We start from the raw sequence: 23,650 nt of genomic DNA on the forward strand, positions 1-23,650 counted from the left end.
ACGCGCGGGCCGGCGCCGGTCCGGGTCACGCCGCACGGTGGCCGCCGACAGCGCGCGGGCCCGCCGGATACCGACCCGAACCACCGAGCGCGCGCCGGCCGCCAGCGGCGCGAAACAGATCACCCCGGACGGCGCCGCGGTGAGACTGAAGGCCGCGATCATGATCGCGATCGCGTACGGGAGCAGACGCCTGCTCGCAATGGCATGTTCGACGAAAACCCAGGTGAGCAATACGGCGACCGCGATCACCGGCTCCGGACGCAGCCCGTTGTTGTAGGGCAGCCAGATGGCGAGGAACCCCAGCGCACCGGTGCCCACCACAATGCGGTCCCGGCGCAGCCCGGCGCCGAGCCGGGGGATCACCTCGCGGCTCAGGACGAGCCAGGTGAGCACCCCGGCCAGCAGAGTGGGCAGGCGCACCCACGGACTGGCGATGCTGATCTCGGTCATCCGCGCGATCACGTCGTAGGGCGGCGTGCCGACGGGATTCTCCGGCACCCCGAAGAACCGGAAGTAGTTGGCCATGTAGCCGGAGACCAGCGAGGTGCGGGCCATACCGAACTGGTAGCCGTCGTCGGAGGTGGTGGAGCCGATGAAATGCCACAGCAACAGGGTGGCGAGGACACCGGCGTCGATGCCGGTGAAGGTGCGCCAGCGCCGCGGTACCAGCCGTCGTATCCGGCGCCCGTCGGACCGGTCGAGCCGCAGCAGTGCCACCAGCGCGATCGCCGTGAAAATCACCGCCAGCACGGTCGCGGCGCGTTTGGCGAGGGTCGGGGTGACCGAGAACCGGCTGTCGACCTGCACATCGACACCGGCGCCGGCCGAACTCGTCAGATCGCTGAACACGCCCACCACCTGGGGCCGGAAGTCCCCGGCCAGGTAGAGCGGTTCGGTGTCGGTGCCGGTCAGCTCGGCAGTGGTCGCGGCACTGTCGGAACGCACCGTGAGCGTGGCCTCATGGAGTCGATCCAGCGGCACGCTGAATATCGACTGACTGCGCAACACCACCTCGAGCCGGGCGGGCCTGCCGTCCTGTGCGGGTTGTACCCGGGCGACGAAGCCGTACTTCTCGAGGTCGGGCGCATCGGCCGGCATGGTCGCCGCGACCACCCCGCCGGCACCGGCCAGCTGGTCCAGCGCCGCGCCGGGAACGGTGACATCGAAGGTGAGCGGTGCGTAGGACACCAGGGGCGCGGTGATACTGCGGGTCGACCCCTGCTGCGGCCAGCTGAGAGTCGTCTTGTCCACCTGGACCGGCAGCAGTGGCACCGCCACCGCGAGCACCGTCGCGAACAGCCCGGCGACCAGGGCGATCCACTTCGCCCAACTACCGTGTGCCGGCCCCGGTGGTGGTGGTTGCTCGCCCGTGGGCGCCTCGTCCGCCCGCACCATGGTGTCCGTCACGGGGCGCGATCGTATCGTGACGCATTCGTAACCGGAGGAATCGGGCGCGGGATTCTCAGCCCCCGCTCAGGCGCGCGGATTCGACCGACCGTGTGAGCAGCGAGGATGGTGATCCTGGTTCGCGCCTATTCGGGCCACGGGCCCGCTTCGACGGCGTCCACGAAATCGGTGCGGGTGAAGCCCGGCTGGAACCGGGCGAGTACATCGGCATTGATGGTGCCGAACGTGGTGTCGGGTCGATCGGCGAATCCGTGGGTGAAGGCGGCCAGGATCTGTCTTTTGAAATCGGGACGCGGATGGGCGGTGACCACCGCGCGGATCTCACCGGGGTCCAGGTCGTGGTAGCCGATGCCGAGCACATCGGTGGCGACGCCGGCGTTCAGCAGCGCGATCTCGGGTTCCATATGCTCGGGGATACCGGGCGTGGTGTGCAGCGCGATGGCCGTCCAGACCCGCTGGGTCGCCGCGGTGTCCAGTCCGTGGGCAGTGAGGAAACGGCGCGCTTCGTCGGCGCCGTCGACCTCGAATCGCTGGTGGGTGCTGCGATAGGCGTCGGTCAACCCCAGATCGTGGAACAGCGCGCCGACGTAGAGCAGTTCGGGATCGGGATCCAGGCCGCGCCGCCGGCCCCACAGCATCCCGAACAGATACACGCGCCGGGAGTGGTGGAACAGCAGCGGCGGTGCGCTGCCGCGCACGAGTTCGGTGGCCTCGGCCACCATTCGGCTGTCGGGTATCGCAACTCCCGCGATGGATTCGGGCATACCGATTCCTTCCGTGCATGAGGTGGTCGCTGTCGCTGTCCGCGAGGTCGAGAAGTTGGCACCGCCGTGCCAGGTCGAGGTATGGAACGAGCATAGATCGCGGACACGGCGGGGAGTGCGATCATGCTGCTGGTCGCTTCGGCGAACCGGGGACGAGGATCGCCGGCCGGATCCCGACCGGGATGCCTGCGCGCTGTCCCTCCACCTCGACCGTCCGCGGCTGGGAGACCCTGCCGATCACCGTGGGCCGACGGTTACGGTCGGCCCGGCGGTGAGTCCGCGCAGTGCCGGCGGCAATGGCTGCCGGTGCAGTACCCCGAGCCGTTGGGTGGCCCGGGTGAGGGCCACGTATAGTTCGGACGCGCCCCGCGGCCCGTCGGCGAGGATCCGTTCGGGCTCCACGATCAGGACGGCGTCGTACTCGAGACCTTTGGTCTCCGACGCGGCGACCGCACCCGGCACATCCGGCGGGCCGATCACGACGCTGGTGCCTTCGCGGCCCGCTTCCGCCGCGACGAATTCGGCCACGGCATCGGTCAACTCGGCGTCGGTCACCTGCCTGGACCATGGCCGGACACCGCAGGCACGCACCGACTCCGGCGGCTCGATCCCGGGCGCGAACTCGGCGAGTACGGCGGCGGCGACGGTCATGATCTCCGCGGGGGTGCGATAGTTCACCGTGAGCGACCGGTACACCCACCGCCCCGGCACGTACGGCCGCAGTACCGAATCCCAGGACCGCGCACCCGCCGCCGATCGGCGTTGCGCGAGATCGCCGACGATTGTGAAGGACCGTCCCGGGCAGCGGCGCATCAGTACCCGCCAGTCCATTTCGGACAGTTCCTGGGCCTCGTCGACCACCACGTGCCGGTATGTCCAGTTCCGGTCGGCGGTCGCGCGTTCGACCAATTCTCGGGTATCGCGCTCGAGGAAGCGATCCGCCAGGTCCTCGGCGTAGAGCAGGTCCTGCGCGAACAGATGGTCCTCGTCGTCCATCATGTCGGTGCGGTCGATCATGATGTCCAGCACGCCCGCGGCATACTCCGCCTCGGCCCGGCGCTCCTGTTCGGCGGCTCGCCCGTCCGCCTCGCCGCCACCGAGCAGGTCGGCCAGTTCGTCGAGTAGCGGCACGTCCGAGATGGTCCAGGCCGCGCCCTCGGCGCGGAACAGGGCCGGGGCGGCTCCGGCCGCACGCAGCCGTTCGGGAGAGGAGTACAGCGACGACAGCAGCTCTTGCGGGGTCAGGACCGGCCAGAGCAGGTCGAGTGCCGCGGTGAAGGCGGAGTTGTCGGTGAGTTCGGCGATCAGATCCTTGCGCAGATCCTCCCAGGCCGCCTTATCGGCGCGGGTCAGCCACCCCCGGCCGATCCGGCCGATCGCCCGTTCGGTGAGTACATAGGTGACGATCTCGCGGAACACCGCCCGGGCCTCGTTGTGCGGCAGTTCGCTCGCCCGTGCCTCCTCCCGGGCCCACTCGGCGGTTCCGGCATCGATGCGCACCGTCACATCCGCCAGTTCGATCGGCACCGGTTGTTCCGGTAGCCGCTGCCGATCCGCGATCGCCGCGCCCAGCACATCCAGGATCCGCAGCGATCCCTTGATCCGCGCCGCCTCCGGCGCGTCCTCGGCGGTCACCCGCAGTCCGGGCACGAGATCACCGGTGGTCGTGAAAACCACATCGGATTCGCCGAGCGCGGGCAGCACCCGGCCGATGTGGTTCAGGAAGGCCGGGTTGGGTCCGACGACCAGCACCCCGTGGCGCGCTATCCGCTCCCGCTGCGTATAGAGGAGATACGCGACACGATGCAACGCGACCACGGTTTTCCCGGTACCCGGACCGCCCTCGATCACCAGCACACCGGGGTGGTCCAGCCGGATGATCTCGTCCTGTTCGGCCTGGATCGTGGCGACGATATCGCGCATTCCCTCGCCCCGCGGCGCGGCGACCGCCGCCAGCAGGGCCGCATCGCCGCGTTCGCTGTCCCCGGGGCGCCCCAGCACTTCGTCGGTGAACTCGACCAGCCGGCGTCCGCGAGAATGGAACTGGCGGCGCCGCCGCATGTTCTCCGGGTGGGCCGCGGTCGCGACGTAGAACGGGCGCGCGGCCGGTGCCCGCCAATCCAGCAGCACCGGCTCGTACTCGTTCGTTTCGTCGTACAGGCCGATCCGGCCGATATAGGAGACCTCGCCGGCCACCGAATCCAGCCGGCCGAAACACAGTGTGTTGTCGGCCACGTCCAATCGCTTCACCTCTCGGGCCAGCGCCCGGACCTCGGCGTCACGTTCCAGCAGCGTCGTTCCGTTCCCGCGCAGTGCCGCGTGGTACCGGCCCTTCGCCCGGGCCTGTTCGGCATCGAGCCGCGCGTAGAGTTCGTCCACGTAGGCCCGTTCGGATTGCAGCTCGTCTGCGTACCCCTGCTCCGCCATCTGCCCTCATTTCGTTCGACGATCCCTGCCCTGCCGGGTACGGGCGGTTGCCCGTCCCGGCGGCCGGACCGGACGATTCTGCGGCATCACCCGGGCCTTGCCGCAAGGCCCCGGGTGCGCTATAGATTAATGGTGGAAGGGACTGGAATCGTCTCTTCTATCTGTCCGATGGATTCTTCGCCGTGATTGTTCCGGCGGCCCACTCGCCCCGAATTCGATCCGCTCGGTCTGTTCACACGACGGTGCCCGGCGCCGGTTGTCTCCACGGCACAGCCCGGCAGACGAACCGCCCGGCGGATTCCGACCCTTCCGGCGGGTGACGGACCGGCGCGCCGCATTCCTCGACACAGCGCGTGGCCGGTCGCGTCGCCCGGCGGCCCGAGAGCGCTCGTCCGCGGGCTACTGCCCGGCAGCTCGCGGCGGTACCAGGCGCAGTGTCTGGCCGGCGGCGGAAGTGCGGGTGACCAGCCAGACCACCACGCTCTGCTCGTGCCCACTCTCCAGCGTCTCGAACGGTACGTCGACCGCACCCAGCTGCGGGTGGTCGAAACGCAGGACCGGCGTCACCGGATGCCCCGGGCCCTGTGAATGCCAGCGCGCCGCGAACTCGGGGACCTTGTGCAGGCTGTCGATGGTTTCCCGCAGGCCGGCATCACCGGGCCAGCGCAGACTCGCGCGGCGCAGGGTCTCGGCGAACGTATCGGCGGCCTCGGCCCAGTTGCGCAGAGTGCTGCGTGCCCGCGGATGCCGGTAGACGTAGTGGGCGAGACTCACCACGTCCCGATCGTCCAGCAGACCCAGCGGTGTGACGAAATCCTCCCAGGCCGCGTTCCAGCTCAGCACATTCAGCCGTCTGCCCAGGACGAATGCCGCGGTGGGCGCCAGAGCGCGCAGCACCGCCTCGATCGTCTCGGGTACCCGGTCCTGCTCATCGGTGGGCTCCGGGCAGCGTGATTCGTTGCTGCTGGTCAACGCGAGCCAGCCGAAGGTGCTGCGCTCCCGCTCGTCGAGCAGCAGAGCGGAGGCGAGCGCCTCCACGACAGCGATCGAGGGATTGGTGTCCCGGCCCTGTTCCAGCCGGGCCAGATAGTCGGCGCTGACGCCCGCGCGGACGGCCACCTCCTCGCGCCGCAGCCCCGGGGTGCGCCGGCGGCCGCCCGCGGGCAGTCCGATATCGCCGGGTCGCAGTTCGGCGCGGCGTCTGACCAGGAACTCCGCGAATGCGCTTCGAGCCATAGGACCATCGTGCCCTGTTCCGGCGCGCGCAGCCGCGCCTTGTCAGGTCCAGGATAACGGGGGTCTGGTAACCGGACCCGGGTCCGGCGATGGTCGATGGCATGACCACATCACCGGAAACCACCAGTACCACCACGCTGCGTCCCGGGTCCTGGGCGCTCGACACCGCGCACTCCTCGATCGCCTTCACTGTGCGGCATCTCGGTATCGCCAAGGTGCGCGGGGGCTTCACCCGCTTCGAGACGGAGTTCGTGGTGGACGAGTCCGGCGCCGCGACCCTCGGCGCGACGGTCCACCTCGACTCCTTCGATACCGGCAACCCCGACCGGGACGCCCATGTGCGTACCGCCGATTTCCTCGATGTCGCCAACCGCCCGACCCTGACCTTCCGGGCGGTCGAACCCGTCCATATCGCCGAATCGTTCACTGTCCCGGGTGAAGCCACGCTGGGCGGGATCACCCGGCCGATCACCCTGGATGTGGAATGGGGTGGGATCGGCGACTTCGGCCCCGGCGGCGAACGGCATGCCGGGTTCTCCGCGACCGGCACCGTCAAACGTACCGAGTTCGGCGTCGGGGGACCGCTGCCCGGGATGCTGAGCGATGCGGTGAAGATCGAACTGGAGATCCAGCTCATCGAGCCGAAGTAGGTCCGACGGCCGCCGTCGCCGCCCGGGTCCGGATGTCTCGGTCCCGCCCGTACCCGCACTCCCTGTGAGACGCTCGACACCGGACCGGGTCGATGATGCCCGCGGGCATCGGTGGCGAGTGGGAGGTATCAGTGCCGAAGGATGGCGAGCAGGAGCGCTGGTTGCGCGAACTCGAAGCAGGCCGCGCCGGCCATCCGGCGTTGGTCTGCTTCCCACCCGGCGGCGGTTCGGCCACGAGCTACCACGGCCTCGCGGCGAGTTTCGGGCCCGGTCCGTGGGTCTACGCGGTTCAGTATCCGGGTCGCCAGGACCGGATCGCCGAGGAGTTCGTCACCTCGATCACCGCCCTCGCCGACCGTATCGCCGCGGCCATCGAGAACCGCGTTCCCGCAGGCCCGGTGCTGTTCGGGCACAGTATGGGCGCCACGGTCGCCTTCGAAACGGCTCGGCGGCTCGAGGCGCGCGGGCGGACTGTCGCGGCACTGTTCGTCTCCGGGCGCCCGGATCCCGCGTTCGCCGACCCGGGCACACTGCACCGCGGGGCCGACGCCGACCTGATCGACGAGCTCGAGCGGCTCGCGAACGATCCGGCCGGCGTCGCGATCCTGCGTGATGAGCCCGCGCTCGCCGAAATGGTCCTGCCCGCGGTGCGCAACGACTACCGAGCGGTCGAAACGTATCGATACCGGGGAGGCGAGCGGCTGCGCTGCGATATCGTCGCGCTGCTCGGACGCTCCGATCCCACCACGACCCCGGAGCAATTGGCGCGCTGGCGCGACCATACGAGCGGTGACTTCGCGGTCCGGCTGTTCCCGGGCGGCCATTTCTATCTCGACGAACAGCAGCGGCAGATAGCGGATCTCATCACCCCGTTCCTGGCGTCCGTCGGCGCCCCGGGAACCTGACCGCCCCTCTTCACCCGAGTACGTACCGCTCCCGGCGCAGTACGGCGCGGGCCAGCTCGGCAGGAGTTCCCGTGGTGGTGTCCACCACCGTGTCGTAGGGGTGACCGTGCTCGTGGACCGAGGTCAGATGGCCCCGTGCCAGCCCGGCCGGGTGGCCGCGAGCCAGCTCCCGCCGCTCGGCGACGGCCGGTGGACACGTGACGCGGACCAGCTGGACCTCCAGGCCGGACAGCGCGTCCAGCCACATCGGCAACAGATCCGGGCTCAGCAACATCTCGTCGACGACGAGGTGATCTCCGCCGTGCGCGAACGCGGCGGCCGCGGTACATGCCGAGCGCAGCATCCGCCGCCCCACGGAGCCGTAGCGGATGACCACCGACGGCCGGCCTTCGGCGTCGTGACCTGTGCGGTCGTACCAGAAACCGTCGCGGCTGCGGGGACCGTCCCGACCGCCACCCCAGTTCGGGGGGACCAACCCGAACAGCGTGTCGATGCCCCAGTAGACGAACGGAATATCGCTCTCGTCCTGGATGGCCCGGGCCAGCGTCGTCTTACCGGAGCTCGAGGTGCCGTTGAGAAAGACGATCCGGCAGGGGAGGTCGGCACTGCGCATCCGGCCACGGTAATCGTGCGTCCTCGTCTTCCGGGCCCGGGGGCGGGCGCGGATCGCTCTCGCGCCGGCCGGCGAACTGCCCCATCTGTCGCCGGATCGGCGCCGCCGGATGATCGAGTTTCTCGACGAGCTCGCGGACCTGATCGACGTGCCCGGGCCGACCCCGGAGACCGGCGCCGTCATCGGAGATCCGCAGTCGGGCGGGTAGCCGCTGCGGCGCCCGCGCGGTGAAGACGGCGGGCGCCGGGCGTGGTCCGGCGGTGTTCGGGGGCGGTAGGAGGATGATGGCACCGTGGCTTCCGAACCGAATACTCCCGATATGAAACCGCGCAGCCGCGATGTCACCGACGGGCTGGAGAAGACCGCGGCCCGCGGTATGCTGCGCGCGGTCGGCATGGGCGACGACGACTGGGACAAGGCCCAGATCGGCGTGGCCTCCTCGTGGAACGAGATCACGCCGTGCAATCTGTCGCTCGACCGGCTCGCCGGCGGCTGCAAGGACGGCGTATTCGCCGCCGGTGGTTTTCCGATGCAGTTCGGCACCATCTCCGTCTCCGACGGTATCTCGATGGGGCACGAGGGAATGCATTTCTCCCTGGTCTCGCGCGAGGTGATCGCCGACAGCGTGGAAACCGTGATGCAGGCCGAACGGCTGGACGGGTCGGTGCTGCTCGCGGGCTGCGACAAATCACTGCCCGGCATGCTCATGGCCGCGGCCCGGCTGAATCTGGCGAGCGTGTTCCTCTACGCCGGATCCATCCTGCCCGGTATCGCGAAACTGTCCGACGGCAGCGAACGCGAGGTGACCATCATCGACGCTTTCGAGGCGGTGGGTGCCTGTGCGCGCGGCCTCATGAGCCCAGCCGATGTGGACGCGATCGAGCGGGCGATCTGCCCCGGTGAAGGCGCCTGCGGCGGAATGTACACCGCCAATACGATGGCGAGCGCGGCCGAGGCGCTGGGGATGTCGCTGCCCGGCAGCGCGGCCCCACCGGCCACCGATCGCCGGCGCGACGGCTATGCCCGGCGCAGCGGTCAGGCCGTGGTCGAACTGATCCGGCGCGGGATCACCACCGCCGACATCCTGACCCGGGAGGCGTTCGAGAACGCCATCGCGGTGGTGATGGCATTCGGCGGCTCCACCAATGCCGTACTCCATCTGCTGGCGATCGCGCACGAGGCCGGGGTGGCGCTGAGCCTCGACGATTTCGCCCGGGTCGGCCGGCGCGTCCCGCATCTGGCCGATGTGAAACCCTTCGGGCGGCACGTGATGACCGATATCGACCGGGTGGGCGGTGTGCCGGTGCTGATGAAAGCGCTTCTGGACGCCGGACTTCTGCACGGCGACTGTCTCACCGTCACCGGCCGGACGGTGGCCGAGAACCTGGCCGAGATCGCGCCGCCCGATCCCGACGGCAAGGTGGTACGCGCGCTTTCGGCGCCCATCCACCCGACCGGCGGTATCACCATCCTGCGCGGTTCGCTCGCGCCCGGGGGCGCCGTGGTCAAATCCGCCGGTTTCGAATCCGATGTCTTCGAGGGCACCGCACGAGTTTTCGACCGAGAGCGGGCCGCGATGGACGCCCTGGAAGACGGCACCATCTCGGCGGGCGACGTGGTGGTCATCCGCTACGAGGGCCCCAAGGGTGGCCCCGGAATGCGGGAGATGCTGGCCATCACTGCGGCGATCAAAGGCGCCGGGCTCGGCAAGGATGTCCTGCTGCTGACCGATGGACGGTTCTCCGGCGGTACCACCGGCCTGTGTGTCGGCCATGTGGCTCCGGAGGCTGTCGACGGCGGCCCGATCGCTTTCGTCCGTGACGGTGACCGTATCCGTCTCGATGTCGGCGCGGGAACCCTGGACCTGCTCGTGGATCCGGCGACGCTCACCGGCCGCGGAGAGGGCTGGGCGCCGCTGCCGCCCCGCTACACCCGCGGCGTGCTCGCCAAGTATTCGCGACTGGTGGGTTCGGCTTCCAACGGTGCCGTATGTGATTGAGTCCGTGCGGGATTCGGCCGCCGCCGGGGTGTAGTGGGTGCGGGCGGGGGTAGGCTCGTCGTGGACGCTCCGAGACACCACGAACCGGGGGTGACCATGACGGCGAAGATCGCGAACACAGTAGCCGGACTGATGTCCGCGCTCACCACACCGGCCGGACAGGCCGACCCCTATCCGCTGTACCGGGAACTGCGCGAACTCGGTCCCGCCGCCCACACGCCGGACGGGACACTCGTGGTCGGCGGTTACCGGCTCGCCGCCGCCCTGGTGCGCGATCATCGGCTGCTGAAGCGACCGGAACAGGGGCTGGCCGCCGCCGGATTCGCCGACTGGCGTGCACATCCGGGCCTGCGCCTGATGTTCACCAGCATGCTGGTGCGCAATCCGCCCGATCACACGCGGCTGCGCAGGCTGGTCTCCGGCGCCTTCACCGCGCGGCGGGTGGCCGGGCTGCGCCGGGCGATCGCCCGCACCGTCGACCGGCTGCTCGGCGATCTGGCCGGCCCGGGCCCGGTCGATTTCATCGACGCCTTCGCGTTTCCCTTGCCGGTCACCGTGATCGGTGAGCTGCTCGGGGTGCCCGAAGCCGATCGGCTACGGTTCCAGCCGCTGGTGCGGGACTGGGCGGGGGTACTCGACCTCCTGGACGGCCCGAGCGTCGCGAAAGCCGACGACGCGGCCACCGAGATCAGCGACTATCTGCGCGATCTGGCGGCGCGCCGGCGCCGGGAACCACGCGACGACCTGCTGTCGGCCCTGGTCGCCCCGGCCGCCGACGGCGCACGCCTGGACGACGACGAACTGATCACCATGGCGGCGTTGCTGTTCGCCGCGGGGTTCGAGACCACCACCGGCCTGCTCGCCAACGGTCTGGTCGCGCTGCTCGCGCACCCGGACCAGGCGGCGTTGCTGCGGGACAACCCCGAACTGGCCGGTTCGGCGACCGAGGAGTTGCTGCGTTACGACTCACCGGTGCAACTACTCACCTCCCGTACCGCGCCGGAAGAACTACACAGCGGTGGGCTGACGCTACCCGCCGGGCAGCGCGTCGTCCTGCTGCTGGGCGCGGCCAATCGCGATCCCGAGGTTTTCACCGAACCGGACGCCTTGCGCGTGGATCGCGAGGGCGAACCGCCGCTGTCGTTCGGCGGGGGCGTGCACTACTGCCTGGGTGCGCCGCTGGCCCGGCTGGAAGCCCAGATCGCCTTTCCCGCGCTGCTGCGCGCGTATCCGGGGCTGACGCAGGCGGGTCCGGCGGTGGCGCGGAGGGGGCTGGCGTTGCACGGCTCGACCGCCCTGCCCGTGGTCGCCGGACCGCGTTCGCGCTGAACACCGCCCCGATAACCGGACCGACAGCTCCGGCGAGTAGCCGGTTACCCGGCACCTCCGGGTCCGGCCGCACGGCCGACGGTGTGCAGATGACCGAGGGCTCGGGCGTAGGAATCGAACAGGCCGGTCTCGCAGTAGGGCACGCCGATATCCGCGCAGTATTTCGCGACGATCGGCTGGGCCCGCCGCAGATTCGGCCGGGGCATGGAGGGGAACAGATGATGTTCGATCTGGTAGTTGAGGCCACCGAAGGCGGTATCGATCACGACCCCGCCCCGGACATTGCGGGAGGTGAGAACCTGGCGGCGCAGGTAGTCGGTCGTATCGCCGGCCGGGAGTACCGCCATCCCTTTGTGGTTGGGTGCGAACGTGGTGCCCATGTAGAGCCCGAACAGGCCCTGCTGTACAGCGATGAAGCCGAGTGCGTGCAGCGGAGGAAGGACCAGGAACACGACGGTGAGGTAACCCACGGCGTGCGCGGCCAGTAGCGCGGCCTCGAAACCGCGCCGTGGGATATCGCGCCGCACGATGGCCCGGACGCTCGAGAAGTGCAGGCTGAGGCCTTCCAGGAGCAACATCGGGAAGAAGAGCCAGCCCTGGTAGCGGAAGATGACCCGGCGCAGGCCGCGCCCGGCGCGCGCCCGGACGCTCGAATGCGCCAGCACACCCATGATGTCGGGATCGGCGTCCTCGGTATTGGGATGCGCGTGGTGCCGGTTGTGATTGCTCGTCCACCAGCCGATGCTCACGCCGATGGCGAGGTTGCCGAACAGCGCGCCCAGCAGATAGTCCGCCCGCCGGCTGCCGGCGATCTGCCGGTGCCCCGCGTCGTGGCCGAGGAAGGCGAACTGAGCGAACAGCGCGGCGAGGAAGGCGGCCGTGGCCAGCTGCCACCACGAGTCGCCGATCAGGACGAACGCGGTCCATCCGGCGGCCAGGGCGAGCAGGGCGGCCCCGCCCTTCCACAGGTAGTACCGGGGCCGCCGGTCCAGCAGGCCCGCATCGCGCACCTGCCGCAGCAGCACCGCGTAATCGCTGTGGCGTGCAGGGCGGGCCGGCGCCTCGGAAGGCGCGCCGACCTCGGTCCGGTCGACAGGAACAACATGTGTGGCGGCGTTTGCCGTCATTTCCTCACCGATCTGTGCACGGGTGTCGCTTCACCGGTAGGCGGGCCGGCGTCGTGTGGGCCCGCCGTCCTTGCCGACTCTCGCGTTCACCCTACCTGCGACCCAGGAGCCCGGCTGCCCGGCCGGCGTAATCGGGCGGGCGTGCGCGCGGTCCGGGTCGAGCCGATCCTGCGGGCCGTCCCCATGGCGGGCGCGGGCCGAGGTGCCGAGCGTTCGTGGCACGCCCGGATCCGTCTCGGGGAGCACGCTGCCGGAGATGTTCACCGGGATCTGTTGCGGGGTAGCCTCTTCTGAGATGGATCGACCATCAGGGGAGGTACCGTGTTGTTCCTATCGGCTGCCGCGGCCGTTCTCGTCGGCCTCGTACTGACCGACCTCTTCGGGTTCGGGGTGGGTGGCTGGTTCTTCGCACTCGGGGTGGTGCTGGCCGTTGTCGCCGCGGTGCGCAGGTTCCGGCAGGACCGGGCGCCGCTGCGCGCCGCCCGCCGGCGTGGCGCGGCGGGTGCGGCCGGCGCGAGCGGCTGGTACATCGGTAGTGGGGGCGGCGGTGGCGACAGCGGCGGGGGCGGCTGCGGGGGCGGCAGCGGTTGCGGAGGCGGAGGTTGTGGCGGGGGTGGGGGTGGCTGCGGCGGCGGGGGCGGCTGATCCGGTCCGACTCGGGCTCCGGAAAAACTAGAACCTGTTCTTGCTAAGCGGGCGCGGTTGGCCGATGCTGGGGCGATGGATATCGGGATCGCACTACCCACCATGTGCCGCGGGTACGACCGGGCGGCCACCGTCGACTGGTGCCGGCTGGCCGAGCAGGGCCCCGTCGCGAGTATCTCGTGCGGCGAGCGGATGACCTTCCACAACCAGGAGATGTGGACGACCCTGGCCGCGGCCGCCGCGGTCACCGAGCGGGTCCGGATCTTCGCGAATCTGTCGGTGCTGCCGGCGCACCCGGTGGCGCTGGTCGCCAAACAGGCCGCGACGATCGACGTACTGTCCGCGGGACGTTTCGCCCTCGGCGTGGGTGTCGGCGGCCGCGGCGACGACTACCGCAGTCTCGGTTCGGGTTTCGAGCGCCGCCACGATCGGCTGGATCGCGCGGTGGCGGAGCTGCGCGCCCTGTGGGCCGGGCAACCGGCGGTCGCCGGAGGTGCGCCGATGGGGCCGCCGTGTGTGCAGCCCGGCGGCCCGCCCGTGCTCGCGGGCGCCCTCGGCCCGAAATCGCTCGCCCGCGCGGCCCGATGGGCCGACGGAGTCGTGGCGTTCAGCGTGGGCGGGGTGCCCGCCGAGATCCGATGGTCCGCCGATGCCGCGCGCCGGGCCTGGGCAGAGGCGGGCCGGGACGTTCCGCGCCTGGTGAGCGGATGCTTCTACGCGCTCGGCGTCTCCGAACCCGAGAACGTCCTGCGCGATTTCACCGCGGAATACCTGGGCTTCCTCGGCGGCGAAGCGGCCGCGGGCGCCGCTTCCTCGATGAAGACCTACGACGCCGCGGCCCTGCACCGCACGCTGGACGCCGCCGAGGAAGCCGGGCTGGATGAGTTCATCCTGGTCCCGAGCGCTGTCCCGCTCAGCGTCCTGGAGGAGACGCTGGAACTGATCGGGTCCCGCTGACGCGCGGTGGTCAGCCCTCGGGATAGAAGACGAACAGCACGCAGCCTGTCACGGTCTGCGGTATGTGCCAGGATCCGGCCGGGGCGTGGATGAACGATCCGGCCGGGTAGTCACGGGCCCCGTCGTTGAAGGTGCCCGACACCACGAACACTTCTTCCGGCCCGGGCCGGTGCACATCGACACCCTCCCAGCGGCTGCCGGGCGCCATTTCCAGGACGTGTGCCGAAGCGCCGTCCGGTCCGGACCACAGCGAGCGTAGGTGGATGCCGGGGAAGAGCTCCCGGACGGGTGCGTCGGCCGAGTTCGACCAGGTGTAACCGGGCATGGACGGGCCGTTTTCGGTGTGCGGAGTGACGGTCATACGGCCAGCATGCTGCTCCGCCCGGCCGGCGACCAGTGTCAGGAAAGTCATCTTCGGGTACTTTCCTGTCATGACCGATCAGTGGTCCGGCCCGCCCGGCCGGCATCGCGTCGCCGCCCTGGTGACACCGCCGCAGGCCCCGTTCGAGCTGGGTTGTGTGGCGGAAGTGTTCGGTACGCCACGTGAGGGGCTCGCCGGCCGCTACGACTTCCTCGTCTGTACCGAGCACCCGGGCGAGATCGCGACCACCGCCGGGTACACGATGCGGGTCGCGGCGGGCCTCGAGGCACTGGAGACGGCGGAGACGATCGTGATCCCCGGCTGGTTGCCGTATACCGCGGAAGTGTCGCCCGCGATGCTGGGTACGTTGCGCGCTGCCGCCACGCGGGGGGCACGCCTGGTCTCCATCTGCACCGGCGCGTTCGCGCTGGCACAGACCGGCCTGCTCGACGGACGGACCGCGACGACCCACTGGGCGCGTACCGACGAACTACAGGCCCGATTCCCCCGGGTACAGGTGGAACCCGGTGTGCTGTACGTGGATCACGGCGACATCGCCACCAGCGCGGGGGCGGGCGCCGGTATCGATCTGTGCCTGCACCTCGTGCGCACCGATCACGGCGCGTCCTATGCGTCCGAACTCGCCCGGCACATGGTCATGCCGCCGCACCGCGAGGGCGGACAGGCCCAGTTCGTACCGGCGCCGGTCACCGCGCACACCACGGGGGAGTCCGTTGCCGCGCTGTTGCACTGGAGCATCGCCCACCTCGATCGGCCCATCACACTGTCCGATCTGGCCGGCCGGGCCGGAGTCTCGCCCCGTACCCTGGCCCGCCGATTCGAGGAACAACTCGGCACCAGCCCGGGGCGCTGGCTGCTGACCCAGCGGGTCACCGCGGCACGCCGGCTGCTCGAGGAGACCGATCTGCCCGTGGAGGCGATCGCCGCGCGCGTCGGGCTCACCTCCGCCACGAATCTGCGCCGCCGGTTCCACACACTGCTCGGCACCACCCCCGCGGCCTACCGGCGCGCTTTCCGCGGCTGACGCGCGGCGCGTAGGCCGACCGGCCGCTCCCACAGGCGGGAAAGCGGCTCGGGGTGGTTGCTGGGCTAGGCTCTCGAGCGCGCGCCCGGCAGGGGCGGCTCATACGAAGCACCGCTGTTCCGGCTCCACCGAGGTCGCCGGGTTCCACGGACGGTCGTCCGCCGCCGAGTGAAAGCGAAACGGTATGTCCAGCCAACGTCCGGTGCGTTCGAGATGCCTCGTCCTGGCCCTGGCGACGGTGTTCCTGGTCGGTATGCCCGCGCTGGCCGGCGCGCGGCCGGCCGCGGCGTCCGCGCCGGATACCGCCTGCGGTACACCGCTGTCGACCGCCGAGCTGGCAGAGATCGTCGAATTGTCCGATACCTCCGTGGGTTATGACGAAGGCTCCGGTTCGTCCCTGGCCCGGCTGGAGCGGGCCGTCGAGCGGCATCGGCGGCTCACCGAGATCCTGGTGGCGCACCGGGATCGCCGCGGCCTGCTCGCGCTGGGCCTCGACGCGGTCGAGCAGGCCGCGGTGATGCCACTGCAACGCGATCCGGCCGCGTTCGACGATCCGGAGTGGGCGCATCGCATCAGCCTCGATCTGCTGCTGCGGTTCCTGCGCAATGTGCACGCGGAGTTCACCGGCGCACCCGCCGAACCCCAGTGGTACCACTATTTCCGGCTCGCCCACCGGTGCGAGTTGTCGCCGGCCCGGGTCGCCATGGCGGGCTACAACGCCCACCTCACCATCGACCTGTCCAATGCCGTTGCCGCGACCCGGGCGACCGCGGCCGACGCGCCCGATCACTTCCGGATCGTCGACGCGATCGCGAGCCACGGATCGCTCATCGTCGACCTCACCCGGGAAATCTACGGCGGTGATCTGGGTCCGTTGTGGCGGTTCTATTTCCTGGGGGAGGGGCTCGACGCCGTGCTGGGAGCGGGGGTGGCCACCGGGCCGCTGTTGCGGCTGGCCGATCTGGGCGCCAATGTGGTGATCTTCGGCAACGGATTGGCGCTGCAGGACCCGGCGGCCGAACCCGCGGTGCGGGCCGAGATGGAGGTGTTGTGGCGCAGCGCCGACGCCGCGTTCGAGGTACTCGCCGCGAACGGCGCTCTGTGAACGGCCGTGCCGCGCACCCGATCGGTGCGCGGCACGCAGCCCGGCGGAGACCGGAACCGGTGGCTCAGGCGCTGACCTCGTCGAGCCGTCCGGTGGCGACATCGAAGACGAAACCGCGCAGCGACGAGGTCTTGGTGATGAAGGGGCTGGTTTCGATGCGCCGTAGAGACTGCCGCACGTCCTCGTTCAGATCGGAGAATGCCTCGGCCGACCAGGTGGGTTTGATACCCGTCTTGTCCTGGATCCCGCGCTTGAAATCGTCATCGGTGAAGGTGAGCATTCCGCAATCGGTGTGGTGGATCAGAATGATCTCGGTGGTGCCCAGCAGCCGCTGGCTGATCGCCAGGGAGCGGATCTCGTCATCGGTCACGACGCCGCCCGCATTGCGGATGACATGCGCTTCACCCTCCTGGAGACCGAGGATCCGGTAGACGTCGAGGCGGGCGTCCATGCAGGCGACCACTGCAACGTGTTTGCTGGGCGGCAGCGGGAGCGGGCCGCTGAACTGTGCGGCGTAGCGCGTGTTGTTGGCCAGGTAGTCATCGGTCACTGTCATGGGTTACCGACCTCCGTTCGTCGACGTCTCGATATGCGAATGTCCGCATTCACATTCCCAAGTTGCCGTTCGCGATCACGACCGATAGAACCGCGCAGAGTTCAACCCTGGCGTGTCGTGAACTGTCCGCGTCGCGCCGAGTGCGGTGAGCTCCACAGTACGTGGCCGCCGGTGCCCGGCCCGGTCACCGCGCCGCGCGCCCGCTGGGACGGGTGCGCGGTGAACAGCGTCGCGAATCGGCATGCCCGGCGGCTGTGCGGCGCCACGCCCGACATCGCGGCACCCGCCCGGAATCGGTACCCGTTGCCTGCATCCGGTTTTCGCGGCGTGCGGGTCAGTGATGTTCCGTGGACCCACCGCCGCTCATGGGTTCGACCCGGAAGACCGGGCAGCGCGGTGCCGCGGCGGCGAAAGCGTCGGGGTCGGCGGATTCGACGGCGCCGGCGGCGATCATGAAACGCACCCCGTGCGGAACCTCGCGCGGGAAAGCGCGCAGGACGGGCTCGCGCTCGGCCACCGGCAGTTCCACCAGCGAGACCCGCTGTTCGCGCCGTCCCTCCGCCAGCACGCCCCAGCCCGCGGCGCGTGCGTTGCGCACCCAGTCGGCGGTGTCGAAGCCACCCACCACATACGTCACCCCGTCGACCGTCAGCGGCGAGACGGGAGTGGTGCGTAGTGTCCCGGTTCGTCGGCCGGGCACCGAGAGGATACGCATGGTGCCCACCGCCAGACCCAGGCGTTGGAAGGCCACGACCACACGATTGAGGGGTTTGAGGCGTCGCCGCAGGCGATCGTTGTTCACAGTTGCTCCTTGTCGTCGTCGCGGCCGGCTCCGCCGTCCGGCCACGGCATACCGCGGTCGATCTCGATCGCGGTGCGCTCCAGCCAATCGATTTCGGCGGCGCGCAGATGGGCGAGGTATTCGGATTCCAGCAGTACCGCCCGGGGCAGGTCCGCGGACTGTTCCCGGCGCCGGTCGGCGGCGGTCGTCTGCTCGCGCAGTCGTGCGGCCCGGCGGCGCAGGAGTCGTGCCGCGACCGGCGGCGCGAGCGCGGGGAGATGAGCCAGCGCGGCGACGAACCGCGGGTATTCGTTCACCGGCTCGGCGAGGAACCGCTCCAGCAGAGTGTCGAGCAGATCGTGGCCGGATTCGGTGATCCGGTAGACGGTGCGTTCCGGCCGGGCTCCGGCGCGCGCGGTACCGGTGCGGCACACCAGTCCGGCCTTCTCGAGGCGGCCGATCGCGTCGTAGAGGGATCCCCCGCGCAGCTTCACCACCTCGGCCACCCGCCTTTCTCCGAGCGTGGTCTTCATGTCGTAGGGATGCCGGGGCTGTTCGGCGAGCAGGGTGAGTACCGCCAGCGTCAGCGGTGTTTCGACGGCACGGAGTTCCCGGGTCACTGTCACCTTTCGATCGAGTTCGATTAGTCGAGTTCGACTATCAGGACGATACGTGTCACCGCCGTGGCAAGCAAGCCCGGTAGTCCAGGGAAGTGCGCGCCGTTCCGGGCGATGGCCGAGGTGCTGGATGTGGCCGAACAGACCAGTACCGCGGGCCGGGTCACCCAGCGGTCGAGGCTCTGGTGGGTTCGGGGCTCGCCTATTTCGACGTCGATATCGCACCGGCGGCCACCGGGCACTACCACTGGACCACGCTGTGGATGACCGTCGAGCCCCGGCACCTGCAGTGGGTCATATCCTGGCCGGGCATCCGGATATACGGTTCGCCGCCGCGGTCACCGGCCCGGCCGATCTCACGACAGTGAATCTGGAGCGGTCTACCGGTTCGTCACCACCACGCCGGCGCAGGCGCCCGGTACCACCGGATACGAACTCCTACCGCTCACCCGCCGCGCCGAGTACGCGGGGGCGCAGATCGTCGGCGACCGGCCGGCGCCCCCCTCCGCCACCGCGCGGCGCCGCCGATGACGGCAGTGCCGCGCCCGGTGGGCAGACCGCACGAGTCAGCGCGCTGGGGCCGGCGCTCCGAGCCGGGCACTGCCGAGCGCGTCGGTGAGAAGAGAGATCTGCGCCGGATCGCCCGAACAGGGGAGCAGGATCAGATCGTCGGCGCCGGCCTCGGCGATCCGGTCCACTTCGTCGCACAGATGCGCCACCTCGGTGAGCAGGTCGGGTCGCACCTGCTCGAACATCTCCGGGCCGTAATAGTTCCGCGCGTAGGAATCCGCCGCGGCGGAGGCGTCGGCTCCGAGGTGGAAATAGCGGACGGCCAGCACCCGGGGCCGGCCGGGCCGCGCGAGCCGTGCCCACTCGGTGCCGACGATATCGACACCGGTCCGCAGCAGATCGACACTGAACGCCGGGGCGACCCAGCCGTCGGCGAGTGTGGCGGCGCGCACGATCCCGGCGGGCACCATCCCGGCGAGCAGGACCTGGGGGCGGCCCGGCGCCAGCGCCGGAACCGGCCCGGCCGCGCCCGTGAGTTCGCCACGCCAGGCCCGGCGCATCTGTGCCAGCGCGCTCTCGAATCGAGCGCCGCGGGTGGTCATGGCCATCTCGCTGACCGCGTAGTCGTCCGGCCAGGCGCCCATCCCCAGACCCACGGTGAACCGGCCGTCGGCGAGCCGGTCCAGGGAGGCGATCTGCCCGGCCACCACGAACGGGTTTCCGCGGTAGCCGATGTTCAGCACGGTGCTGACCAGTTCGGCGGTGGTGGTGTGCGCGGCGGCGACCGCCAGTGTCACGAGTGGGTCGAGGCTGTCGTAAACGAGCCGATCGGTGGCTCCGAGTGCCGCGAACCCGGCGCGTTCACCTTGCGCCGCCCAGGTCGCGATCGCTTCCGGGGTGGCCCCGGGCACCGCCGAGGGCAGGCCGATTCCGATCCGCACCGTTGTCTCCTCCGAAGGTCTTCACGCTCGTAATATCCCGTGCCGCAAGTAATCTCGGGCGTTACCGGGTCGCCCACGCTAACACGTGACCGCCGCTGTGTCCGGGGTACTCGACCGTGCTCCCCGACCCCGGCGGCTTCGACCGCGCCGGTCGGGGCCGGGACCTGGAGAGCGCCGCCGGATACTGCCCGTTCACCCGGGTGGACGGCGATCCGTTACGATCGGCAATGCCTCTCGGTCCAGCAACCGGCCGCTGAGTCTACGAGCGTGCGCTGAGTCGCCGTCGTTTCCTGTGTGATCGGAGGCTGGGTGTTGGTGCGTGCTGGCGAGTTCGGCGGTGACCTTGCGCGGTGATATTGCCGGGGCGGATCTCGGTCCGGCCGACAATGCGGGTTGGTTCGAGCGTGAACCCTTGGTGCTGCTGGTGGAAGACGATCCCGGCGACGCCCTGCTGGTCGAGGAACTGGTAGCCGACGCCGAACGCGGGATGCGCCTGGAATGGGTGCGCACCCTGTCCGAGGCGGCGGCACGGCTCAGTGTCGAGGTGCCCGACTGCGTTCTGCTCGACCTGCGGTTGCCCGACGCGCAGGGGCTGGAAGCGGTGGCCCGGATCCGCGCGCACAACGACCGCGTCGCCGTGGTGGTGATGACCGGACTCGACGAGGAGAGCACCGGTCTGGCGGCCCTGGCCTCCGGCGCGCAGGATTACCTGGTCAAGGGCCGGGTCGAGCCGGAACTGTTCGCGCGCGCGGTGCGTTATGCCATCCAGCGTAAACAGGCCGAACGCACCAGCGCGGCCCTGCAGGCCAGCCAGATGCGGGCCCAGGAGAATGCCCGCCTCGAACGGGGCCTGCTGCCGACTCCGCTGCTGCGTGCCGACCGTGCGGTGGACGTGGTGGCGCGGTATCGCCCGGGCCGGGCCCATTCGCTGCTCGGCGGTGACTTCTACGATGTCGTCCAGGATCCCGACGGCATCGTGCACGTCATCATCGGTGACGTGTCCGGCCACGGGCCGGACGCCGCCGCGACCGGCGTGGCACTGCGCCTGGCCTGGCGCACCCTGGTCCTGTCCGGTGTCACCGGTTCGCGGCAGTTGCGTTTGCTGGAGCAGGTGTTGCTCGCCGAGCGGACCGACCGCCAGACCTTCGCCACCGCCACCGGCCTCATGCTCGACCCGTCGACGCGACGGGTCCTGGTGCGGCGCGCCGGGCATCCGGGCATGCTGCACCACAGCGACGAGGGACTGTGCTGGCTCGAGGTGCCCGGCGGCGCCGCGCTCGGGTTCATGCCGGGCCGGGCCGAATGGCCGACCGCGGAGATCGAGTTGGCCGCGGGGGCCGGGCTCATGCTCTTCACCGACGGCCTGTTCGAGGGCCGGGTGGGCCGGGACGGGGACCGGCTCGGGGAAGCCGGTCTGCTGGACGTCGCCCGGACGGTCCCGGTGGGCCGTCCCGAGGTGTTCGTCGACGAGCTGATCGGGCGGGTCGAGGAACTGGCCGGGGCGGCGGGCGGCCTCGACGACGACGTGGCCATTCTGCATGTGTGTTGGAACGACGGGCGAAAGGGTGAACTCCGGTGACGAACGCCGACTCCCGGGTGGTGGGCCGGCTGACCGCGCAGGCGTGGTTCCAGCTGGTCTTCGCGTTGATGATCCTGGTGGTGCTGATCGGCGCCGTGGCGGGCGCCCAGGTGATCTCCAATACGAATACGGTCACCGACCGGCTGGCCCGGCAGACACTGCCCGCCTCCGCGGAGGCGTACCGGCTGCAGAGCGCGCTGATCAACCAGGAAACCGGTCTGCGCGGGTATGCGATCGCGGCCGAGGCCCAGTTCCTCGAACCCTATACCGAGGGCTCGCGGGAGCAGGACCGCGCGGCCGCGCGGCTGCGCGAACTGCTGTCCGACCGGCCCGAGTTGATCGCCGATCTCGACGTCATCGAACGCGGCGCCCAGCAGTGGCGCACCGAATACGCCGATCCGCTCGCGCGCACCACATCACCGGAGCAGGCCCGGGCACTGACCGCGGCGACGGCGGTGCGTGCCAAGGGCGTCTTCGATCGGTTACGCGCCGCGTTCACGGTGCAGAACGACGGACTGTCCGCCGCGGTCGCCGCGGACAACCGGGCGCTGGAACACGCGCGCACCATTCGCGATGTGGTGCTGACCGGTATGGTGATCGTCTTCCTGCTCACCGGGATCGTGCTGACCGTGCTGTTGCGCAGGCTGGTGGTGCGCCCGCTGGCCGGACTCACCGAAGCGTCGCTGCGGGTGGCCGACGGCGAGTTCGACCATCACATCGACAGTCGTGGCCCGGCCGATATCGTGCAGGTCGCCGCCGCCGTGGAGGATATGCGCACCCGAATCGTGGCCGAGCTGGGGTCCTCGCAGTCCCAGAGCACCCAGCTGCGGCAGCAGAAGGCCGAACTGGATCTGCAGGCCGACGAACTGCGCCGGTCCAACGCCGAACTGGAGCAGTTCGCCTATGTCGCCTCCCACGATCTGCAGGAGCCGCTGCGCAAGGTCGCCTCGTTCTGCCAGCTGCTGGAGAAACGTTACGGCTCCCAGCTCGACGAGCGCGGTAAGCAGTACATCGACTTCGCCGTCGACGGCGCCAAACGGATGCAGGTGCTGATCAACGATCTGCTCACCTTCTCCCGGGTGGGCCGGGTCAGCGAGGGAGCGCAGCCGGTGCGGCTCGGCGAGCCACTGGACAAAGCGCTCACCAACCTGTCGGGCGCGCTCGAGGAGGCCGACGCCGTGGTCGAGCGGCCGGACCAATTCCCCGAGATCATGGGTGAGCCGACCCTGCTGACCATGCTGTGGCAGAACCTCATCAGCAATGCGGTCAAATTCCGGCGGCCCGACCACGCACCGGTCGTCCGCATCGAAGCCGGGCCCTACGCGAGCGATCCGGCCCTGCGGCTGTTCTCGGTCACCGACAACGGTATCGGTGTTCCACGCGAATTCGCGGAGAAGGTGTTCGTCATCTTCCAGCGGTTGCACGCCCGCGACGAATACAGCGGCACCGGAATCGGCCTCGCGGTCTGTAAGAAGATCGTCGAGTACCACGGCGGAACCATCTGGCTCGACACCGAGAACACGGTGGGAACCCGGATCTGCTTCACCCTCCGTACCGTCGAGGCAGAGCCCGGCGCCACAGACCCGGCAGCGTCCGCTGCCGCCACGGAACCCGTACCCGAAGGAGAAACCGTATGACCGTACCCGGCCAGCCCATCGATATCCTCCTCGTCGAGGACGACCCGGGCGACGAGTTGATGACGCGGGAGGCCTTCGAGGACAACAAGATCGGGAACACGCTGCACGTGGCCCATGACGGGCAGGAGGCGCTGGACTTCCTGTACCGGGCCGAACCCTTTGCCGATGCCCCTCGCCCCGACCTCATCCTGCTCGATCTGAACCTGCCGAAATACGACGGCCGTCAGGTGCTGGAGAAGATCAAGGCCGATCCCGACCTGGCGCATATCCCGGTCGTGGTCTTGACCACGTCCGCTGCCGAAGAGGACATCCTGCGCAGCTACAAACTGCACGCCAACGCCTACGTCACCAAACCGGTCGATCTCGACCAGTTCGTGGCGGCGATCAAACAGATCGACGAATTCTTCGTCCAGGTGGTCCGGCTGCCCCGCGCCCGGTAGCCGCGGGGCGCCGGCCGCG

At 69.9% G+C, this 23,650-nt stretch carries 23 protein-coding genes; 12 read left to right on the forward strand and 11 right to left on the reverse strand.

The window, feature by feature from the left end:
- The 4 genes from ON38_RS13035 to ON38_RS13050 all read right to left on the reverse strand — a co-directional run.
- A partial coding sequence (locus tag ON38_RS13035; RefSeq protein WP_174372408.1) for an arabinosyltransferase domain-containing protein occupies positions 1-1,407 on the reverse strand: 1,407 nt, incomplete at its 3' end.
- 125 nt (positions 1,408-1,532) lie between these two features.
- The gene (locus tag ON38_RS13040) at positions 1,533-2,171 is read right to left on the reverse strand and encodes an HD domain-containing protein (protein ID WP_039825041.1); all 639 of its coding nucleotides are present in this window, start codon (positions 2,169-2,171) and stop codon (positions 1,533-1,535) included.
- 237 nt (positions 2,172-2,408) lie between these two features.
- A complete protein-coding gene (gene helR / locus ON38_RS13045; RefSeq protein WP_039825042.1) occupies positions 2,409-4,598 on the reverse strand; it encodes an RNA polymerase recycling motor ATPase HelR in 2,190 nt (729 codons plus the stop codon).
- A gap of 399 nt (positions 4,599-4,997) precedes the next feature.
- A complete protein-coding gene (locus ON38_RS13050; protein ID WP_039825043.1) occupies positions 4,998-5,834 on the reverse strand; it encodes a helix-turn-helix transcriptional regulator in 837 nt (278 codons plus the stop codon).
- A 101-nt stretch (positions 5,835-5,935) separates the two neighbouring features.
- Here ON38_RS13050 and ON38_RS13055 point away from each other — a divergent pair, with 101 nt between their 5' ends.
- Both ON38_RS13055 and ON38_RS13060 read left to right on the forward strand, forming a co-directional pair.
- Positions 5,936-6,484 carry a YceI family protein gene (locus ON38_RS13055; RefSeq protein ID WP_039825090.1) on the forward strand — a complete coding sequence of 183 codons (549 nt, stop codon included), beginning with the start codon at positions 5,936-5,938 and terminating at the stop codon, positions 6,482-6,484.
- 131 nt (positions 6,485-6,615) lie between these two features.
- Positions 6,616-7,389 (forward strand): thioesterase II family protein, encoded by a 774-nt coding sequence (locus tag ON38_RS13060; RefSeq protein WP_051164699.1) that lies wholly within the window; start codon positions 6,616-6,618, stop codon positions 7,387-7,389.
- A gap of 10 nt (positions 7,390-7,399) precedes the next feature.
- Here ON38_RS13060 and ON38_RS13065 read toward each other — a convergent pair whose 3' ends face one another.
- Entirely contained in the window at positions 7,400-8,002 is a 603-nt protein-coding gene (locus tag ON38_RS13065; RefSeq protein ID WP_039825044.1) for a phosphotransferase-like protein, read from the reverse strand.
- Positions 8,003-8,321: 319 nt separating this feature from the next.
- Here ON38_RS13065 and ilvD point away from each other — a divergent pair, with 319 nt between their 5' ends.
- Entirely contained in the window at positions 8,322-10,001 is a 1,680-nt protein-coding gene (gene ilvD, locus ON38_RS13070; protein WP_051164682.1) for a dihydroxy-acid dehydratase, read from the forward strand.
- Positions 10,002-10,097: 96 nt separating this feature from the next.
- Positions 10,098-11,330: a cytochrome P450 gene (locus ON38_RS13075; RefSeq protein WP_039825092.1), complete on the forward strand. Its 1,233-nt coding sequence runs from the start codon at positions 10,098-10,100 to the stop codon at positions 11,328-11,330.
- 44 nt (positions 11,331-11,374) lie between these two features.
- On the opposite strand, the gene ON38_RS13080 is transcribed toward ON38_RS13075, so the two are convergent.
- Complete coding sequence (locus ON38_RS13080) at positions 11,375-12,457, reverse strand: fatty acid desaturase family protein (RefSeq protein ID WP_051164683.1); 1,083 nt, start codon at positions 12,455-12,457, stop codon at positions 11,375-11,377.
- A 321-nt stretch (positions 12,458-12,778) separates the two neighbouring features.
- Here ON38_RS13080 and ON38_RS36915 point away from each other — a divergent pair, with 321 nt between their 5' ends.
- Complete coding sequence (locus ON38_RS36915) at positions 12,779-13,102, forward strand: hypothetical protein (protein WP_176564626.1); 324 nt, start codon at positions 12,779-12,781, stop codon at positions 13,100-13,102.
- Between the two features lie 75 nt (positions 13,103-13,177).
- Positions 13,178-14,059 carry an LLM class flavin-dependent oxidoreductase gene (locus ON38_RS13090; RefSeq protein WP_039825046.1) on the forward strand — a complete coding sequence of 294 codons (882 nt, stop codon included), beginning with the start codon at positions 13,178-13,180 and terminating at the stop codon, positions 14,057-14,059.
- 10 nt (positions 14,060-14,069) lie between these two features.
- Here ON38_RS13090 and ON38_RS13095 read toward each other — a convergent pair whose 3' ends face one another.
- Positions 14,070-14,420 carry a cupin domain-containing protein gene (locus tag ON38_RS13095; protein WP_245564028.1) on the reverse strand — a complete coding sequence of 117 codons (351 nt, stop codon included), beginning with the start codon at positions 14,418-14,420 and terminating at the stop codon, positions 14,070-14,072.
- Positions 14,421-14,490: 70 nt separating this feature from the next.
- Here ON38_RS13095 and ON38_RS13100 point away from each other — a divergent pair, with 70 nt between their 5' ends.
- Together ON38_RS13100 and ON38_RS13105 are read left to right on the forward strand one after the other, a co-directional pair.
- Positions 14,491-15,465 carry a GlxA family transcriptional regulator gene (locus ON38_RS13100; protein WP_039825047.1) on the forward strand — a complete coding sequence of 325 codons (975 nt, stop codon included), beginning with the start codon at positions 14,491-14,493 and terminating at the stop codon, positions 15,463-15,465.
- 184 nt (positions 15,466-15,649) lie between these two features.
- Complete coding sequence (locus ON38_RS13105) at positions 15,650-16,570, forward strand: DUF5995 family protein (RefSeq protein WP_245564025.1); 921 nt, start codon at positions 15,650-15,652, stop codon at positions 16,568-16,570.
- A gap of 64 nt (positions 16,571-16,634) precedes the next feature.
- On the opposite strand, the gene ON38_RS13110 is transcribed toward ON38_RS13105, so the two are convergent.
- The 3 genes from ON38_RS13110 to ON38_RS13120 all read right to left on the reverse strand — a co-directional run bounded on the left by ON38_RS13110 (position 16,635) and on the right by ON38_RS13120 (position 18,527).
- Complete coding sequence (locus tag ON38_RS13110; RefSeq protein ID WP_039825049.1) at positions 16,635-17,126, reverse strand: beta-class carbonic anhydrase; 492 nt, start codon at positions 17,124-17,126, stop codon at positions 16,635-16,637.
- A gap of 334 nt (positions 17,127-17,460) precedes the next feature.
- Positions 17,461-17,928, reverse strand: a complete 468-nt coding sequence (locus ON38_RS13115; protein ID WP_051164684.1) for a PNPOx family protein — start codon at positions 17,926-17,928, stop codon at positions 17,461-17,463.
- A complete protein-coding gene (locus ON38_RS13120; protein WP_039825050.1) occupies positions 17,925-18,527 on the reverse strand; it encodes a PadR family transcriptional regulator in 603 nt (200 codons plus the stop codon). The genes ON38_RS13115 and ON38_RS13120 overlap by 4 nt, the downstream gene beginning before the upstream one ends.
- 182 nt (positions 18,528-18,709) lie before the next feature.
- Between ON38_RS13120 and ON38_RS13125 the strand changes: the two genes are divergently transcribed.
- Complete coding sequence (locus ON38_RS13125; protein ID WP_039825051.1) at positions 18,710-18,892, forward strand: hypothetical protein; 183 nt, start codon at positions 18,710-18,712, stop codon at positions 18,890-18,892.
- A gap of 198 nt (positions 18,893-19,090) precedes the next feature.
- Here the strand turns inward: ON38_RS13125 and ON38_RS13130 are convergent, their stop codons facing one another.
- A complete protein-coding gene (locus ON38_RS13130) occupies positions 19,091-19,975 on the reverse strand; it encodes an LLM class flavin-dependent oxidoreductase (protein WP_051164685.1) in 885 nt (294 codons plus the stop codon).
- 355 nt (positions 19,976-20,330) lie between these two features.
- Here ON38_RS13130 and ON38_RS13135 point away from each other — a divergent pair, with 355 nt between their 5' ends.
- From ON38_RS13135 to ON38_RS13145, 3 genes are all read left to right on the forward strand, one after another.
- Complete coding sequence (locus ON38_RS13135; RefSeq protein WP_245564029.1) at positions 20,331-21,554, forward strand: PP2C family protein-serine/threonine phosphatase; 1,224 nt, start codon at positions 20,331-20,333, stop codon at positions 21,552-21,554.
- Between the two features lie 68 nt (positions 21,555-21,622).
- The gene (locus ON38_RS13140; protein ID WP_083872651.1) at positions 21,623-23,191 is read left to right on the forward strand and encodes a sensor histidine kinase; all 1,569 of its coding nucleotides are present in this window, start codon (positions 21,623-21,625) and stop codon (positions 23,189-23,191) included.
- The gene (locus tag ON38_RS13145) at positions 23,188-23,631 is read left to right on the forward strand and encodes a response regulator (protein ID WP_039825052.1); all 444 of its coding nucleotides are present in this window, start codon (positions 23,188-23,190) and stop codon (positions 23,629-23,631) included. The genes ON38_RS13140 and ON38_RS13145 overlap by 4 nt, the downstream gene beginning before the upstream one ends.
- Positions 23,632-23,650 lie beyond the last annotated feature (19 nt).

Origin of the sequence: Nocardia testacea NBRC 100365 (assembly GCF_000308775.1) — a bacterium.
GTDB classification, from domain to species: Bacteria; Actinomycetota; Actinomycetes; order Mycobacteriales; family Mycobacteriaceae; genus Nocardia; species Nocardia testacea.